13 protein-coding genes are annotated in these 16,963 nt (G+C 43.1%); 4 read left to right on the forward strand and 9 right to left on the reverse strand.

Going from position 1 to position 16,963, the window contains the following annotated elements:
- Positions 1-1,002 precede the first annotated feature (1,002 nt).
- On the reverse strand, positions 1,003-1,842 hold the full coding sequence (gene trmB / locus CXF62_RS02510; RefSeq protein WP_102092776.1) for a tRNA (guanosine(46)-N7)-methyltransferase TrmB: 840 nt from the start codon (positions 1,840-1,842) through the stop codon (positions 1,003-1,005).
- A gap of 201 nt (positions 1,843-2,043) precedes the next feature.
- Between trmB and CXF62_RS02515 the strand changes: the two genes are divergently transcribed.
- A complete protein-coding gene (locus CXF62_RS02515) occupies positions 2,044-2,973 on the forward strand; it encodes a DUF2628 domain-containing protein (RefSeq protein ID WP_102092777.1) in 930 nt (309 codons plus the stop codon).
- Positions 2,974-3,031: 58 nt separating this feature from the next.
- Here the strand turns inward: CXF62_RS02515 and CXF62_RS02520 are convergent, their stop codons facing one another.
- The 8 genes from CXF62_RS02520 to gmk form a co-directional block, all read right to left on the reverse strand.
- Positions 3,032-4,918, reverse strand: coding sequence for a monovalent cation:proton antiporter-2 (CPA2) family protein (locus tag CXF62_RS02520; protein WP_102092778.1), 1,887 nt, complete (start codon positions 4,916-4,918; stop codon positions 3,032-3,034).
- Positions 4,919-5,009: 91 nt separating this feature from the next.
- Entirely contained in the window at positions 5,010-5,714 is a 705-nt protein-coding gene (locus CXF62_RS02525; RefSeq protein WP_102092779.1) for a hypothetical protein, read from the reverse strand.
- A gap of 307 nt (positions 5,715-6,021) precedes the next feature.
- Entirely contained in the window at positions 6,022-7,203 is a 1,182-nt protein-coding gene (locus CXF62_RS02530; protein ID WP_102092780.1) for a cation diffusion facilitator family transporter, read from the reverse strand.
- A 234-nt stretch (positions 7,204-7,437) separates the two neighbouring features.
- Entirely contained in the window at positions 7,438-9,726 is a 2,289-nt protein-coding gene (locus tag CXF62_RS02535; RefSeq protein WP_102092781.1) for a primosomal protein N', read from the reverse strand.
- 147 nt (positions 9,727-9,873) lie between these two features.
- Positions 9,874-10,254 (reverse strand): RidA family protein, encoded by a 381-nt coding sequence (locus CXF62_RS02540; protein ID WP_057761400.1) that lies wholly within the window; start codon positions 10,252-10,254, stop codon positions 9,874-9,876.
- A 113-nt stretch (positions 10,255-10,367) separates the two neighbouring features.
- Positions 10,368-12,566, reverse strand: coding sequence for a RelA/SpoT family protein (locus tag CXF62_RS02545; protein ID WP_057761397.1), 2,199 nt, complete (start codon positions 12,564-12,566; stop codon positions 10,368-10,370).
- Between the two features lie 339 nt (positions 12,567-12,905).
- Positions 12,906-13,166 (reverse strand): DNA-directed RNA polymerase subunit omega, encoded by a 261-nt coding sequence (rpoZ, locus tag CXF62_RS02550; protein ID WP_057761396.1) that lies wholly within the window; start codon positions 13,164-13,166, stop codon positions 12,906-12,908.
- A 164-nt stretch (positions 13,167-13,330) separates the two neighbouring features.
- Positions 13,331-13,957 carry a guanylate kinase gene (gene gmk / locus CXF62_RS02555; protein WP_102092782.1) on the reverse strand — a complete coding sequence of 209 codons (627 nt, stop codon included), beginning with the start codon at positions 13,955-13,957 and terminating at the stop codon, positions 13,331-13,333.
- A gap of 373 nt (positions 13,958-14,330) precedes the next feature.
- On the opposite strand from gmk, the gene ispH reads away from it, so the two are divergent.
- The 3 genes from ispH (at position 14,331) to CXF62_RS02570 (ending at position 16,468) form a co-directional block, all read left to right on the forward strand.
- A complete protein-coding gene (gene ispH, locus CXF62_RS02560) occupies positions 14,331-15,287 on the forward strand; it encodes a 4-hydroxy-3-methylbut-2-enyl diphosphate reductase (protein ID WP_057761392.1) in 957 nt (318 codons plus the stop codon).
- Between the two features lie 53 nt (positions 15,288-15,340).
- Positions 15,341-15,589, forward strand: a complete 249-nt coding sequence (locus CXF62_RS02565) for a hypothetical protein (protein WP_102092783.1) — start codon at positions 15,341-15,343, stop codon at positions 15,587-15,589.
- Positions 15,590-15,652: 63 nt separating this feature from the next.
- Positions 15,653-16,468 (forward strand): thioesterase family protein, encoded by an 816-nt coding sequence (locus tag CXF62_RS02570; protein ID WP_102092784.1) that lies wholly within the window; start codon positions 15,653-15,655, stop codon positions 16,466-16,468.
- Positions 16,469-16,963 lie beyond the last annotated feature (495 nt).

A 16,963-nucleotide genomic window follows, 5' to 3' on the forward strand; every position in this document is an offset into this window, starting at 1 on the left:
TGTTAAAACTTTTGACAAACGCATACTGACTGTTATGAAATCGGCAATTATTTTTTGGCTGTTTTATCGAAAAATAGGTTGTCACGTGACTGGTATAGGTAGTAGTATCGAATGTATCGTTCTACTATACAGTAAAATTAAATAGTGAGAGAAGTAAAAATAAGTCCGTAGTATACTGTCGTTATCGTTGTTTTTAAGTCAGACTTGGCGTGCTAATTACTCGACTCAACTTCTTAACGCTGTTGATTTGATAAGGTAATTATAGCAAAAGCAAAGCACGATAATGAGCGTTGAGGGATGCTAGACGACACTATCTGTCGTATGGTATGAAGCTAAAATCTACGGAAATAATGCGATAGGTCGTTGTTGTTTTGAACCTGATAATGACTATGCTTGTCAATAGATTTAGGAGTTGTCCACAACAAATAAAAGGCTTATTTTCGCTAATTGTGAAACATTATGAATAATTAAATTATTTTAGAAATTATTTAAAATAATTTTTTATGTGTGTGAATTTAATATAAGTATTTGATTTTAAATGATTTATAAATTGTACAAAAAATGAACGATTTTACCTTATCCTTTAAGTTGCTTAGCTATAAACTTGTCAAGTGGTGACTTATACACAGGGTTATCCACAGCTTATGGGGAGAACTCTGTAAAGCCTTATAATACATAAGTTTACGTAGATTATTAGTGTTGGGAACGGGTTCTATATCTCGTTTTTAATCATTTTATAGGAGCAATTTTGTCTACAAACAACGCTATGAGCGCTATGTTTCACAAATTATAAATTTATCTTTTTTTATGCATAATCATACTATAGGTATTAAAAGTCAGGAGTATGACTCAAGATATACAGCTAAGATATCAGCAGACATAGTTATGTATAGGATGTCTAGTATTTTTAGAGATATTTTCTACAGCCTATAGAAGGCCACAAAAAAGCGGCTACGTCAGATAGCCGCTTTGTCAAAACATTTAAAAGTAAAGCTGTATTAATCAGTCTTTGATATAGATCAAATCCCAAACACCATGCCCACGGTCGAGGCCACGACGTTCAAACTTAGTCATTGGACGAAAGTCAGGACGCTCAGTGAAATTACCTGTACCTGCTTTGTTGGTCAATCCAGCGAAACCATCCAGTACTTCAACCATCCAAAATGCATAATGCTCCCAGTCAGTTGCTGTATGGAACCAGCCGCCTTGTTTTAAGCTGCGCGTAACGATGGTCATACGTTCAGGACTGACAAAACGACGCTTATAGTGACGCTTCTTTTGCCATGGATCAGGGAAGTATAGCTGAATACGGTCGATATGGTTTTCTGGTAGCTGCTTGAGCAATTGAATGGCATCACCGTTGATGATTTTTACGTTGCTCAAATCTTGGGTGCCAGCCATATAAGCGCATTTACCAATACCAGGCTCATGCACTTCTACACCGACAAAATTACGAGTAGGGTCAGCGGCCACCATTTCAATAAACGAATCACCCAAGCCAAAACCAATCTCTACCGTAAGCGGTGCATCTGCGCCGTTAGGGCTATCAGCAAATAACGTACGTAGGTTGTCAATACCGGTAAGATCGCCATCCCCAAAACTGTTATTGACCAAATACTCAGAAAATTCTGGAGCAGTTAGTGCAAGCTCAGCATTTTTGTTCATGTGCGTACGGCGCTTCATAAACGTATTGACGATGCGGATATGCTTGTCAGAGGTCGGTTCTATCTCTTGGCTAGTGCTGTTATCGTTATTGATAGGCTCGCTTGTGCTATTAAGGGTTTGCTCATCAGTAGTATCGGTACTATTGACGTTGTCATTGATATCAGAATGTTGACTCATAGGATTCGTAAGGCTTAATTAGGTGGGTGATGTTTGCTTATTATAAGTCAAATCCATACAACTGTGAACGGACAATCCTATTTTCGCGTATTTGCTGGTCAGTGCTGGGGTTTCTCTATGTTACACACGGGTTTTAGCGTTATCATATAATGGTATCTTTTAAATGCTTTTTCTAAGAGTCAGCAAGTAGAGCGTGTTGCCATGTTATTTATCGAGACAGATTCACCGCCACCATTTTATCAAGAATCGTTAACACCTGCTAAACGTAAGCAGTTAGACAAATGGTTCATCGGTAATCGTAGCCAGCGTTATTATCTCAAACGCTTTGAGCAGTTTGATCAGCAAGGTTATCTGTCACCAAAATGGCATTGGGCTGCATTTTTTATCACTTTCCCTTGGCTGCTATATCGCAAGCGCTATATGGATGCGATCGTCTATAGTGTCGCAGGGTGGTCTTTTATCCAGCTTAATGTGGCATTAGTGCTAGTCGCCTTCGAATTTATAGCGATGTCCTATGTACCAGATGCTTATCAGATGGTAACACGTATCGGTATTGCCGCTGTTATTTGGCTGTTTTGGTCGTTTATGGTGGCACGCTGGACGGATGCGTATTACTACCGTATGGCAAGGCGTGAGATCGCTGATGCGATAAATGACCATCCGCGAGATGAGGCAGCACAGAAGGCACATCTGCAAAGAGAAGGCGGTGTTAGCTTGTTCGGACTGGCATTAGGGTTTGGTTTTTTTGCATTTTCGTTATTGGTGATTAAGGTGCAGTTCTTACCGATTATTGCCAAGCCAAAAGCAAACGAAGTGTTGTTTGATGCTTATGATATTGCAAAGAATGCCCAAAATCGAGTGGCGTTGATTTATCAGCAGACAAGGCAGTGCCCAGTAAATCTGCCCCTGAGTACCGAGCAGCAGCAACTACGCATGCATGTCGATACTCAGGCCGCTGGTGTGCCAAAAACCGACTGTGCGGTAGTGGCAACGATTCAGAACGTGACGTTTCCAATACGCTATTTAAACGAGCAGACGCTGGTCTTTTATCATATACCAGACAGTGATAATTGGGATTGCACCAGCTCACTGAATAAAAAACAAGCCCCTAAAAACTGCATAGCTGATTAGGGGCTGTATTTGACGAGTGCTTGTAGATGTTGCTAGTGCTGAGAGCTACTGTTTAGGGTTAATGCTTAGGGTCCGTTGCAGTATCATTCTTTTCCTCAACTGGTGTTGCTTGGCTCTTTAACGCCTCATAAAAATCGGTCAAATCCATTTTACGTGCTTTACCAATATCTTCATCAAACAAGCTTTCAAGCTCAGCCATTGCTGATTGCGCGGACTCAATCATGCTAGCTTCATCATCGTAAATTGCTTGTTGGCGTTCGATCAAGTCATCATCATAATCACGGAATGTTTTTACTGTTTCTCGCGCTTTTTCTGGTGAGATGCCTAATAACTGTAGTGATTCGCGTGACATGTCCAAAGACGACAAATAAGTCTCACGCCAAATGTGCCGCACGCCAACTTCACGCAAGCGATAATAATGCTGACGATCACGTGCTCTTGCCAATACAATCAGTTCAGGATAGTTTTTGCGCAAGTATTGAGCGGTGGTGATAGAGCGTTCTAAGTCATCGATGGCAAGAATAAACACCCGCGCTTTTTGAATGCCTGCCGCTCGTAAAATCTCAGGATTTTTCGGATCGCCATAATAGACTTGGTTACCGAATTTTCTTACAAAATCTACTCGGTTTGCAGAGCGTTCAATGGCGGTAAATTCGATATTATGCATGCGCAGTACACGGCCAATAATCTGACCGACACGGCCGAAGCCTGCAATAATGACCTGATGTTCATGATCGGGAATGGTATCGTATTCGCGGCTCGGCTTGCTCTTGGCAAATAGCGGCTCACCCACTTTTTCTAATAACAAGAATGCCAGAGGTGTTAGCGCCATCGAGATGGTAACGACTAAGTTAAGAGTATTGGCAAGTTCGGGACGCAAGACATTTTGGGCAGTAGCGACACTGAACAAGACAAAGGCAAACTCACCACCTTGGGCTAAGGTCACGCCTAATCTAATACTGGTCGGCCAGCGATTGCCCGATACTTTTGCAATACCTGCAATCACTGCAAATTTGATAAACATCAAGGCGAGCGCACAGCCAATAATAAAGATGGGTTCTGCCAAAATGAGTTTGACGTCGGTAAGCATACCGACTGACATAAAGAACAGACCTAATAGCAACCCTTTAAAAGGTTCGATACTGGCTTCTAACTCATGGCGATACTCAGAATCTGCCAACAACACACCTGTCAAAAATGCACCTAATGCCATTGATAGACCAATTTGGCCCATCAAAATAGACACGCCCATCACGATAAATAGCGCAACCGCTGTCAGTAGTTCTGACGCACCACTGGAAGCCACAAATTTAAAGAAGGGTCGAACCACATAACGGCTGGCAAAAATCAGACCGGCAAAGACAGCAAATACCTTACCAAAATAAATCAAATCGTAGCTTTGCTCACGCACCCCTGATAAGAACGGAATGACTGCTAACAACGGAATGACTGCAATATCTTGGAATAACAAGATAGTGAAGGCTTCTCGACCATGCGTGCTCGAAAGCTGCTGCTTTTCAGTCAGTATCTGTAGTACAAACGCGGTAGAGGATAGCGCCAAACCAAAACCAACAATAAAGGCGGTATCTAGTTGTAAGGAGAAAAACTGATGTAGGAGCCACATCAGTAGCGTACCAGTCAAACCGACCTGCAAACCGCCCAATACAAATATAGAGCGGCGCAATGCCCAGAGCCGCGAAGGCTGGAGCTCAAGCCCGATAATGAACAGCAGCATGACCACGCCAAACTCTGAAAAGTGCAATAGACTTTCAGCGTCGCCTGCCACATCCAAGCCACTTGGGCCCAGTATGAGTCCAGTGATAAGGTAGCCTAAAACCGTTGCAATGCCGAAGCGTTTACCGAGAGGGACAAAGAGTAATGCTGCTCCCAAAAAGATAGTGGCTTGCAACATAAGATTTGGTGAGCCGGCGGCGGCAGCAAACATCTGGGCTCCTTAAAAATTTGAATAAAATATACGATATAAAATCAACGTGACTAAAATCAGTATGGCTAAAACGATATCGCGCTAGTATCTATTATTTTTTGCGATAAATTTTCCACACACCATTGTCTGCAAGCGGATTATTATAAGCATCGTTGCGGCGTTTACGCGGTGTCTGGCGACTATCTACAATCTTAAAGTCAGGCAGGGCATGTACAATAAGACCCGTACGATAAAAGCGTACTCGCTCAGGCTCTAGCATTTCGCCCTTATTATCGCGACAAAAAACATAGGCACGCAGATCGATAAATTCACGATGCGCTACCAGTCGCGCTTCCTCGTCGTTATCTAGCACCGCTGTCATGCGCTCAATTTCATCATCCGTATATTGACCACATTTATCAGTCAGGGCGCCTACTGATCCAAAGCTTTTAGATTCTTTGGCGCGTGTCTTAGTTAAATGTAGACGCTGAACGTGATAGATGAATTGCGGTATTTCAAGGCTGGCAGGGAGCGGCAGATAGTCAGGTGGCATATTGGCCGCTGGATAAAAATCCTTTGCACGCTCAAGCAGATTTTGCCAACGTTGCTGATAGGTTTGGACCTCCGCTAAGTTGCCTTCGTAGATAGGCATATCACGAATCTGGCGCAAAATATCAGGTGGAAACTGTTCATTACGAAAGTTTGCAATGTCTTCTTGCAGCGTTGATAACAAAACTTTGGCGTGTTTTTTGCCATCTTTTGATGCAGGATCATCGATATAGTCTGGGGCGACAAAGGGTGCTGAGCGTCTAGACATAGTGTTGTATCATCAATAGATAGAGTGAAAATACCAAAAAGTATGATTATAAAAATTAACTGGGGTGCTAAACAAAACTTTATAATAGTTATTATAACCACATAAGCCGATTTGAACTTAAGTTTTTTGAATGGAATAAAGCAAAAGTTTGTCGCAAATCACGACTGTCTTAATGTGATCTAGATTCTAGTTCTAATTCTACGTAACTTTTAGTATGAACCAGTATCAGATGCCTATACTTGTATTTTCTAGGTCGTGTTTCAATTTATTGACTTCTTTATTCAATCACTTAGCTGAAAATGTATCGTTAATGGTTATGACCAATATGACTATTACCATCAGGTAGCTGTCCCGAAATATCACAGACCAATGCATCGCTATGTGCGATATTCTGCGGGTGAGGCGAGCTTTCGACCTGAATAGTAGCATGGTGAATACCAAGCTCTAGCAGTCTTTGTTCGAGACTGGTAATCAGAATATTTGATTCATGGATACTCATTTCACCATCGACCACCACGTGACAAGAGAGTGCATTGAGACCGCTAGTAATACTCCAAACATGTAGGTCATGTACTTTTTGTACTTGAGAGTCTTCGAGTAATTTTTGCTCTACATCGACGAGCGATATATTGGCAGGCGTTCCTTCCATCAATATATGCACAGAATCACGTACAACGCGGTAGCCACTGATTAAAATAAGCACAGCAACGATTACTGATGCCACTGCATCTGCCCATACCCAACCAAAACCCATCATAAGTAGTGCAGCGATAATCGCAGCTACTGACCCTAACAAATCGCTCAATACGTGCAAATAGGCGCTTTGCATATTAAGGTTAACGGGTTCTTCATTATTAGGTTTCTGCTCTGCGACCTTGGCATCATCCGTACCATGATTATGGCTGTGTGGCTCGCCACCTTGACTACCTCGGTGCATTAGCCAAGCGACCAAAATATTGATCAGTATACCGATAGTCGCCACGATAAGCATGCCTTGGGTCGCAATTTCTGGCGGTGAGTTAAAGCGTTTAATCGCTTCATAAAAAATCATCAAAGCGATTATCACAAGGGTAGCGCCATTTACCGTAGCAACTAATATCTCAAAACGCTTGTAGCCAAAAGTTTTCTGATGGGTAGCCGCTTTTTCGCCGATTTTAAATGCGACCAAAGTGGCACCAAGCGCTATCGCATCGCTCAACATATGCCCTGCATCAGATAGCAGAGCCAAACTACCAGTGAGCCAGCCACCAATGGCTTCGATAAACATATAACCAGTAATGATAATAAAGCTGAACAGCAAGGTGCGCTGATAGCCTTTGGTATCTCGTGCTGTGGTTGTTTGCTCTAGATGCTCATCATGATCGTGATGGCCTTGGTTTTCTTGAGTGTAGTTATTTTCTTCATCTTCGCGAACGTACTTAGGCACATCCGTATTATCATACTGTTGGCTATGATTGTGCTCGTCAGAGTTTGGATTATTTGGATTCATAATAATACTCAAATTCGCTGATAGTTGCGTTCGATAGATGATGTTTACTAATAAGTGACGTTTACTAATAAGTGATGCTTGCTATTGGTAGAGTAGGCGTAGAGCCTTTACCACATACCATTTGATGGTTATAAATTTAACATAGCCAAGCATGAGAAGCTGTAACGACGAAGTAAACATGATGAGAAGAGGAGCAGAAAGATATTCACCCATTTGTTGAAAGCTGAGTGAGAACTACCAACCGACAGGATCAATATCCAAAGTGAGCTTAAGGTATTTAGCGCTTGGTAGGGCAAGCACTGGCTGCCACCACTGTCCTAACACATGGTGCAATTGACGACGATCTTTAGCCAGTAGCAAAAGCTGTGCATGGTAGCGGCTGTTCTTTTTACTCATGGGCGCATCAATAGGACCGAGAACAGCGAGGTTATGAGCATTCGGCAAATGCGCAATAGCATCCTTGAGCGCTTGAGTAGTGGCTGCCAATGTTTTGCCTTCACAGCGTATCAATGCAGCATGTCGATGAGGAGGTAAGCCCATCATTTGACGTTCTTGCAGTAGCTCGCGCGCGAATGACAAGTAGCCGTCTTTGACCAGTTTTAATAGTAACTCGTTATCAGGCTGCAACGTTTGAATCAATACGCGGCCAGCTTTGTCACCTCGGCCAGCACGGCCAGCCACCTGAATCATGAGCTGCGCGGTATGCTCTGGTGAGCGAAAGTCTGCTGATAAAAATCCGCGATCAGCATTGGGTAAGCAAACCAGCGTAACGTTGGGGAAGTGATGCCCTTTGGCAACCATCTGTGTACCGACCAATATGGCAGGGTTGCCTTTATTAATTTGCTCGTAAATATTTTCCCAGCTGTCTTTGCGTCTTGTGGTATCACGGTCTATTTGAATAATCGGATAGAGCTCTTTGCTGGTTTGAGGATTAGCAAAGATTGCGTGTAGATTTTCGCTGAGCCTTGTCGTTCCCATGCCTTTGGCATCCAAATTTTGACTACCACAATCAGGGCATACGGTAGGGATATAGGCTTGCCAATCGCAATGATGGCATTTCAAATAAGAGTTGCTTGAATAACTGTTTCGCTGGGCTTGGCTATTATAGTGAACGGTCAGGTGAGCGTCACAGCGCGGACAATCTGCCTGCCAGCCACAAGCCTCGCACAATAGAACAGGCGCATAGCCACGACGATTCAAAAATATTAGTACTTGATCACCGGCTTCTAGCGTTTGCCGTATCGCCCCGATCATGGCGTCCGTCAGCCCTGTATCATAGCGCGCACCGTCATCTTGTGCTTGTTGATGAGTACTTTGCAAGCGAGCATCGATCAGCTGCATGGTTGCAGGCTTGGCATTACCCGGACGAGTAAGCAGTTGGTATTCTGCTAGTTTGCCATCATCGACCAGTTTTAAATGCTCAAGGGAAGGTGTGGCAGTACCAAGTATCACTGGGATTTTGTATTGCAAACCTCGATAGAGAGCGACATCAGCGGCATGATAACGTAACGTGTCTTGTTGCTTATACGAGCCATCATGCGCCTCATCAACGACAATCAGGCCTAAGTCTGAGAAAGGATATAGCACAGCCGAACGTGTACCGATCACGATTTGTGCATGACCCGTACGGCAGTCTTGCCAACCTTGCAAGCGATGAGTATTGGTCATGCCAGAGTGCAATAGCACAATGTGGGCCGCGAACCGACTGGCAAATCTTGCCCGCGTTTGCGGTGTGAGGCCAATCTCTGGCACTAAAATAAGAACTTGTTTACCAGCCTCTAATACAGCTTGCATCGCTTGCAGATAGACTTCGGTTTTACCACTACCAGTAATACCGTTGAGCAGAAAACCAGTATAAGTATCGGATTCGTGGGCAGCGATAATAGCGTCGACAGCAAGTTTCTGCTCATCATTGAGATCAAGTGGCATTTTTGCCAGTTTGACTGGAGTAGGTGCTTGTTTTGGCTGAATATAGCGCTCGACTAACCCTTTATCTTCTAACGTCTTTAAAAAGGCTCGTTGCATCCCTTCTAGTAGCAATACATCTTCACTTGCGCCGTGCTGACCATGTAGCTTTAGCATGTCGAACTGCTGCTTTTGTTTGTTGGCATTGGCTCGAAAATCATCATCAGTAATATGAGGCAAAATGCGCCAATGGGTAATCAGCAAGTCTAATGGTTTGCCTTGACGGACAAGACTTGGCAGGATAACTGCTAACACGTCGCCAAGTGGATAGTGGTAATAGCGTGCCAACCAGTAGGCAAGCTTGAGCATGTCCGAGTCCAAAATAGGCTCAGCATCTAGACATTTATTAATAGGTTTGATCTTGTTAGCAGGTACGCTGCTATCGTCTTGTGAAATATGAGCAATCACAATACCAATCAGAGTCTGACGACCGAATGAAACCTCAACACGGCTGCCAATTTGCGGTATCGTACTGTCTGGCAACGCAAGCATATCAGCTGGTAGGCTATAGTCAAACACCCGATAAAGGGGAACGGGCAGAGCAACTTGTACCAACATAAACGGCTTCGCAGTCTTATTAGGTGAATATGAGATCAGAATAATAGAACGGAGACCAATAAGCTTAGCATGATGCTAAGCTTATTGTGATATGACTTATAGGCTGTTGCTAAAATTAGCACTTAATACTAAGCATTAAATATCGTCTTATTCGATATAAAGAATAGACTCAATTTCTACCACACCACCTTTAGGTAGAGCAGCTACTTGAACGGCAGCGCGGGCAGGGTACGGCTCGCTTAGATTGGCGACAAACACTTCGTTCAAGACAGCAAAATCACTCAAGTCAGTCAAAGATACATTGAATTTGACCACGTCATTTAGACTGCCACCAGCTGCTTCACAGATAGCTTTAATGTTTTCAAATACTTGCTCAGCCTGTGCTTTAAAACCTTCTCTTAGCTCCATCGTGTCAGGATCAAAACCAAGCTGACCCGAAATATAAACAGTATTGCCGACTTTTACAGCTTGTGAATAAGTGCCGACCGCTGCAGGTGCTTTATCAGTTTGGATGGTTTGACGAGTCATGGGGTATCCCTTTTATATTTTATGTGAGTGATTCATTGCTACTAGAATAGCAGTTCTATTTTAGCTATTTGCATCATGACTATATCAGTTATGCAAATCAGCAAATGCGCTTATTATAATTGATATAACCGTATAATGTTAGGGAAACCTAGCAGCGAGCGTAGTTCACGGATACCCTGTGCTAAGTGGTTGCGACTACGTACCACGATATGAATAATGGTATCAGTATTGCGAACATCAACGGTTTCAACCCCCATATTGAGCTGGCGCAAGTGATAGATAACTTCACTGATTTGCTCGTCACTAAGCGCAATAGAGAGCTTTAAATAAGCAGGAAAACGAATCTTGCCGCTGTTTTTTAAGTCATGCTCACCGATGTCGCCTTGTTTGACTGCATTGTCATTGCGCCAACGTAACTGGATCACCTGATAAGGATTGTCTTTACGGATATCGTCCAGTGAGAAGCACTTATGACGATGAACGACCAAACCATGACGTGATAAATGCCCTACGATAGGGTCGCCATATATCGGATGACAACAGTTGGCAAAATCAAGCTCGACGCCAGCAGCATTTGCAATCAGCTGTTGCGGTTGAGTCATGTCATCGCTATGTACTTTTGCCTGTAGATCGCTTAGCTCGTCGCTAAACAAACGTGTCACGACTAGCTGAGGAAGTAGCGTACCTGAGCTTATTTGTTCAAATAACGCATCTTTTTCTGTCAGACCGCGCCATTCAGTCAGGTCTTTCCAATCAGCGTCTGTTAAGTCATCAAAACTTTTCTGATGCGTTCGGAGTGCACGATCTAATGCTTGTCTGCCATGGTGTTGTTTGTCAGCGACAGACAAATCTTTGAACCAACGTAAAATCTCTTCACGGGCTTTGTTAGTCACTACAAATCCCAACCACTCAGCTTTTGGTTCTGAGTGGCTATTCACTTCTATCTCAACGGACTGTCCATTTTTTACCACGGTGCCAAGCTTTGCAGCTTTACCATCGATATTTGCACCAACGGCAACGTTACCAATCATAGGCCCGACCGCGTAGGCAAAATCTAGCGCCGTTGCACCCTGTGGAAGCTCGTAAGCACGCCCTTGAGGGCTATAACAAATGATTTTACTAGAGTGTAGATAATCCATCAGCTCATTAATGGTAGATACTGCTGCTGAGAAATCAGGACTGTTTTCATTTAGATTGTCTTCATCGACCAAATCTTTCATGTTGCGCAATGACGCTTGGATGACCGATTGGCTAACATCAGATGCATGCTCTGCCCCGATGACCCCAAGTCTCGCGGCGCTCTGCATTTGCTTGGTCAATATAGTGACTTTTACCACATCATTGTCACGCTCATAGATGAGGGTGAGGGACTGGTTACCACCTGGCAGCGGACGACGAATATTATCCGCAATATGGGTATCATCAATCTGATATTTTTTGATCAAATAATAGGCGAGCTTGTCGCAGGCTTCGATATTGTCGAGAACGATTTCAAACGCGTAGTGACGTAGTAGCGCATTAATCTCACCGCGATTGCGGAAAAACTGACGATATATGACCACGCGATTGTCTAACACTTTGACCAAACCATTGAGATCCAAGTTGTTTAGTACGATACTCAAATAACGATGAATGGACTCTCTTTGAAAGTTACGTCCAAGCCCATGCTGTAGCAGTTTATCGGACAGCTTGTTGTACATATCAGAGTCTAAATTGCGATAACACAATACTTCGATATAGTCAGCAATATCATTCAGACCCATTAATCGGGCAAATGGCACATAAAAATCCAAGGTTTCTTGAGCTGTGGTGCGCTGCTTCTCAGGACGTACTGCGTCAAGCGTAGACATATTATGTAGACGGTCAGCAAGCTTGATAATGAGTACACGCGGGTCAGCGAGAGTGGCGGTTAAAATTTTATGAAAGGTGGCCGCTTTATTCTGCTGCTTGTTATGTGAAGAGGACTTTAGCTTGGTCACACCATCGACCAGTCTTGATACAATTTCACCATAACGCTGCTTGATTTGTTCATCACTAACTTCGGTGTCTTCGACCGTGTCATGCAAAATTGCTGCAATAATGGTATCTCGATCTAAGCGAAAGCCCGCTAGTATCTCAGCGACAGCGATTGGATGCGTGATATAAGGTTCCCCTGATTTGCGCTTGTCTTTAATGTGCGCAATATCTCCGAACTCACAAGCATCAACAATATCACGGCGCTCAGCAGCAGTGAGATAACCTACCGAACGTAGTAAATTATATTGAGCATCATCGACGAGGTGATGACTGAGTTTGGGTAGGGTTTGACTCATAAAATAATGATCCTATTTTCCATGACCTACTTGTTGGGCCACTTACCGAAGCAAATGGAGGCTAAATAATGACCTACCATACAAAACTTAAGGATGAGTACGCCATTCTCTAATTAATCGCAAATCGCTTTCAATGTCAACTGATAAGCGTGTGGGCGATGAAAAAATTTCACTCAGTGGTCTATTTTGGGGATAAATGGTGACCAAAATAGCCAATACATTATTATTACAACCAAAAAACCACAGCCTATGCTGTGGTCTCTATAGTTGATCAAGATGTGTATTTATTTTATAAAAACACGATTGGCTCTATAAAATACATCTTATCAAAACAGCTTATTAGAAGCTATGGTCGCCTGATAATGCTAAATCTAATGAGCTAGTAGCAAAATTATGCTCTGGCTGATTTAGAATGTCGCGTGTGATTTTGCCAGCGGCAATTTCACGTAGTGCCAATACTGTAGGCTTGTCGTTATCAACGTCAACCAACGGCTCGGCAATACCTTTGGCCAATTGACGGGCGCGTTTGCTTGCGACCAAAATTAGCTCAAAGCGATTATCAACATTATCCAAACAATCTTCAATCGTCACTCGTGCCATAAATAGCTACCTCGGTTGTTTTTATTAGTAACGGACCTTGCCCGCCACTCAATAAAAATAATATCAAAAATATAAAGGGGGATAGCTAAATATTATAGCATTTTTTGCCAAGTCGCGTAGTTGCTTTTTATATCTACTTACGAGATTAGCTGCTTGTGCGTAGTTTACTCTTCTACCTGAGTGTTTAGCAAGTTGCTAATCGTGCGATGATAGCGCTGCTGCTGACGACCAAGTGTCTGCCTGTCGGCCACGATAATGGCTTTTAGCTCAGCTAAGGCTACGTCAAAATTATCATTGATCACCACATAGTCAGCATTCACGTATTGTGCCATTTCGGTGACCGCGCCAGCTAGGCGGCGCTCTATCACTTCTACAGAATCCTGCGCACGGGTTGAGAGACGTTGGCGCAATGTAGCAATACTGGGTGGTAGAATGAAAATCATAATGGCATCGGCGAAGATATTTCTAATTTGCGTCGCCCCTTGCCAGTCAATCTCCAAAATAACATCAATACCCGCCGCTAGCTGGGTACGAACACTTTCCTCTGACGTGCCATAATAGTTACCAAATACTTCAGCATGCTCTAGAAATAGACCTGCATTGATACCATTGGTAAAACTATCGGTATCTGTGAAATGATAGTGCTGACCATCAATCTCGCCTGGACGTGGTGCGCGAGTGGTATGAGAGACGCTGACAGTCAAGTCATTGGTGGTCGCAAGCAATTGCTTAACCAGTGAGGTCTTGCCAGTACCTGAAGCGGCAGTAACGATGAATAATGAACCTGTCATACAATTTATCCTAATAGAAGGTGTCTTAGTAACTCGTAAAATGTATTGTAATAAATGCGTGTTGATAAAAAGTTAAGCAGTGCCTCAGTCAAAAACAAAGACTGGAAAAAATAAAAAACGCCATCATGTATGGCGATAGAAATTATAATAGATGCATTATTATAAACTGCTTTTATACAAGTTAAAGCTGGTTTTGCAATATGTCGTAAGTATGCTGAGATTTGCCTATAAAATATTGCTATGAGCAGACAGCTATTTTAGAGAGCGATAAAAGCAAATTATGCTAAAGTAGAGCATTGATTTCGCCCCAACTTTTGAATAAAAAATTCAAAAATACGTTTTAACTATAAATTATCCAATGATAGGCCTTTTTATGCAAATTTATCTTGCCAATCCCCGTGGATTTTGTGCTGGTGTGGACCGTGCAATTGCGATTGTTAATGAAGCATTGACACGTTTCGAGCCGCCCATTTATGTCCGTCATGAAGTTGTGCATAATAAGTTTGTGGTGTCAGACTTGGCCAATCGTGGTGCGGTATTCGTTGAAGAGCTTCACGAAGTGCCAGACGGCTCCATCGTTATTTTCTCCGCTCATGGGGTCTCCAAAGCGGTTGAAGATGAGGCTGAGCGCCGAGATTTGACAGTGTTTGATGCAACATGTCCGTTAGTGACTAAAGTACATATCGAAGTGGCAAAGTTTGCGCAAGATGGAATGGATGCAGTGTTAATAGGACATGCAGGACATCCGGAAGTCGAAGGCACTATGGGACGCTTTAATCGTCGCCATGGTGGGCAGATTCATCTGGTCGAAGATGAAGGTGATGTGGCCGCATTGACCGTCCAAGATGCTGAACGCTTGGCATTTGTAACTCAGACAACCTTGTCGATGGATGATACTGCGCGCGTCATCGATGCGCTGCGTGAAAAATTTCCTAGTATCCAAGGCCCTCGCAAAGACGACATTTGCTATGCCACACAGAACCGCCAAGATGCGGTAAAAGATTTGGCCAGTCGCTGTGAAGTAGTCTTGGTAGTCGGTTCGCCAAACTCATCAAACTCCAATCGCTTGCGTGAGCTGGCTGAGCGTATGAATTGCCGAGCGTATTTAATCGATAATGCCAGTGAGATGGACAAGCGTTGGTTAGATGGCGTGCAGAGTATAGGCGTGACCGCTGGTGCATCTGCGCCTGAAGTGTTGATCCAAGAAGTATTGCAACAGCTGCAAGACTGGGGTGGCGATCTACCTAGTGAGCTATCTGGTATTGAAGAAAATGTGACGTTTAGTCTGCCAAAAGCGTTGCGGATTCCTGTCACTCAGGTTGGTAAGTAATTAGTGTTTGTATTTATATTTGTATGAACCATCATTGATATGGATAAGCTCGCATGAAAGAACCAAAAGCCAGATTTGTATTGGCAGAGGCTACGCTCGCTGAAGTCAACAAGCAACTAAAACTCAATATGCTAGTGATGGCAGCAGTAGTTTTCGTATTGTTTATGAATATCATGAAGTTTATGGCAGAAAAAAGCTTTTTCTACGCGATGCTTGCAGTAGTTATGATCTGTTTGTTATTTTTCTTACAAAAGGCTCGCCGTATTCTCACGCTAAGAAAACAAGAGCTTATTCATAAATAGAAAGTACAAGCATAAATAAAAAATACAGGTGAAAGTGCCAAATATAGGAAAGAGAGAATAGCTATGACTGCTTATTACAAATTTATCAAACGAGAATTACAAGAAGACGGTGTCAGTGTGGCGCATTATCAGCCAACCAAGCATGCTCAAGGTGCTTGGAATGAGCATGAGCAGCACATGGCGCCAGCAACAGGCCTATTAACAGCCGAGATCAACAGCTTTGCGCCGCAGCCTAACACCCGTATCGCACGTGTGAGCCTTGATATCTTGGGGTTAATACCGCTTGACGATTTTACTATTACTACTCGCTGTATCCGACCGGGCAAGACTATTGAGCTGGTCGAAGCGGTCATGAGTAGCCGTGGCCGCGATGCCATCATTGCAAGAGCATGGCGACTTATTACTCAAGATACCAGTGAGATTGCTGGACTTGAAGATCAACCAGCAGAATACAAACCTGAAGAGTTGCCAGTTTGGGAAGGCATGAAAGGCTGGCCGGGCGGCTTTATCGAAAGCGTACGTCTAGTAGCGACAGAAGACCGTCGCTCTGGTCGCGGTATGGTATGGATTACTAATGATCTCGACATGATTGAAGGCAAGCCGACTGATGACTTGGTGCATCTATTAGGTATGGTCGATACTGCCAATGGTGTTGTACCAAGATTGGGTCTTGGTTTATCTAAGTTAGAGTGGATGTTCCCCAATACTGATTTGCAAATCCATATGCATCGCTCGCCAAAAGGTCGCTGGCTCGGTATCGAGGCTGTACAACAATATGGCGATGATGGTATCGGATTGACCAGTGCGGTACTGCACGATGTACATGGGCCTTTTGGTCGTAGTGAGCAAATCCTTACTATTCGCCCGATGCCACGTTAAAAGGCTAAGAGTCAGTCAGCTTATAATTTTGAAAAATAAAACATTAAGTTGTAGTCAATTAATTATACAAATAATAGGGAAATGGTTTTAATAGTAGCTAACAAGACAATATTACTAAAAAGATAATATTATTAACAAGCCGATATTAATCGACATAGAGGTTACTATGAAAACTCATACTCAATTTTCAAAAAAGCTGACGACTATTTGGGAGTTATTGATAGAAGCATATTCAGAATAGTTGCTGTTATTTGCGCGTTGATTATTATATCAGAAAATAACTGAGCAATTAAATGACGAAGCAAGTGAATAACTGAGTAAGTAAATAACTGATACCAGAGCACCGCCTTGATGAACAAGCGCGGTGTTTTTTATTGAATAAAGATTTTGAGCTTGAATTTTTTCTCAATGCCCCTATTAGTATAGACAGTTTAACGGTATTGCATACGGTAAGTTCTCTAACATTATGAGAACGGCTTTAGTGAGTATATCGTT

The sequence above is a fragment of the Psychrobacter sp. MES7-P7E genome, assembly GCF_002863645.1.
In the GTDB taxonomy this organism is placed as follows: Bacteria; Pseudomonadota; Gammaproteobacteria; order Pseudomonadales; family Moraxellaceae; genus Psychrobacter.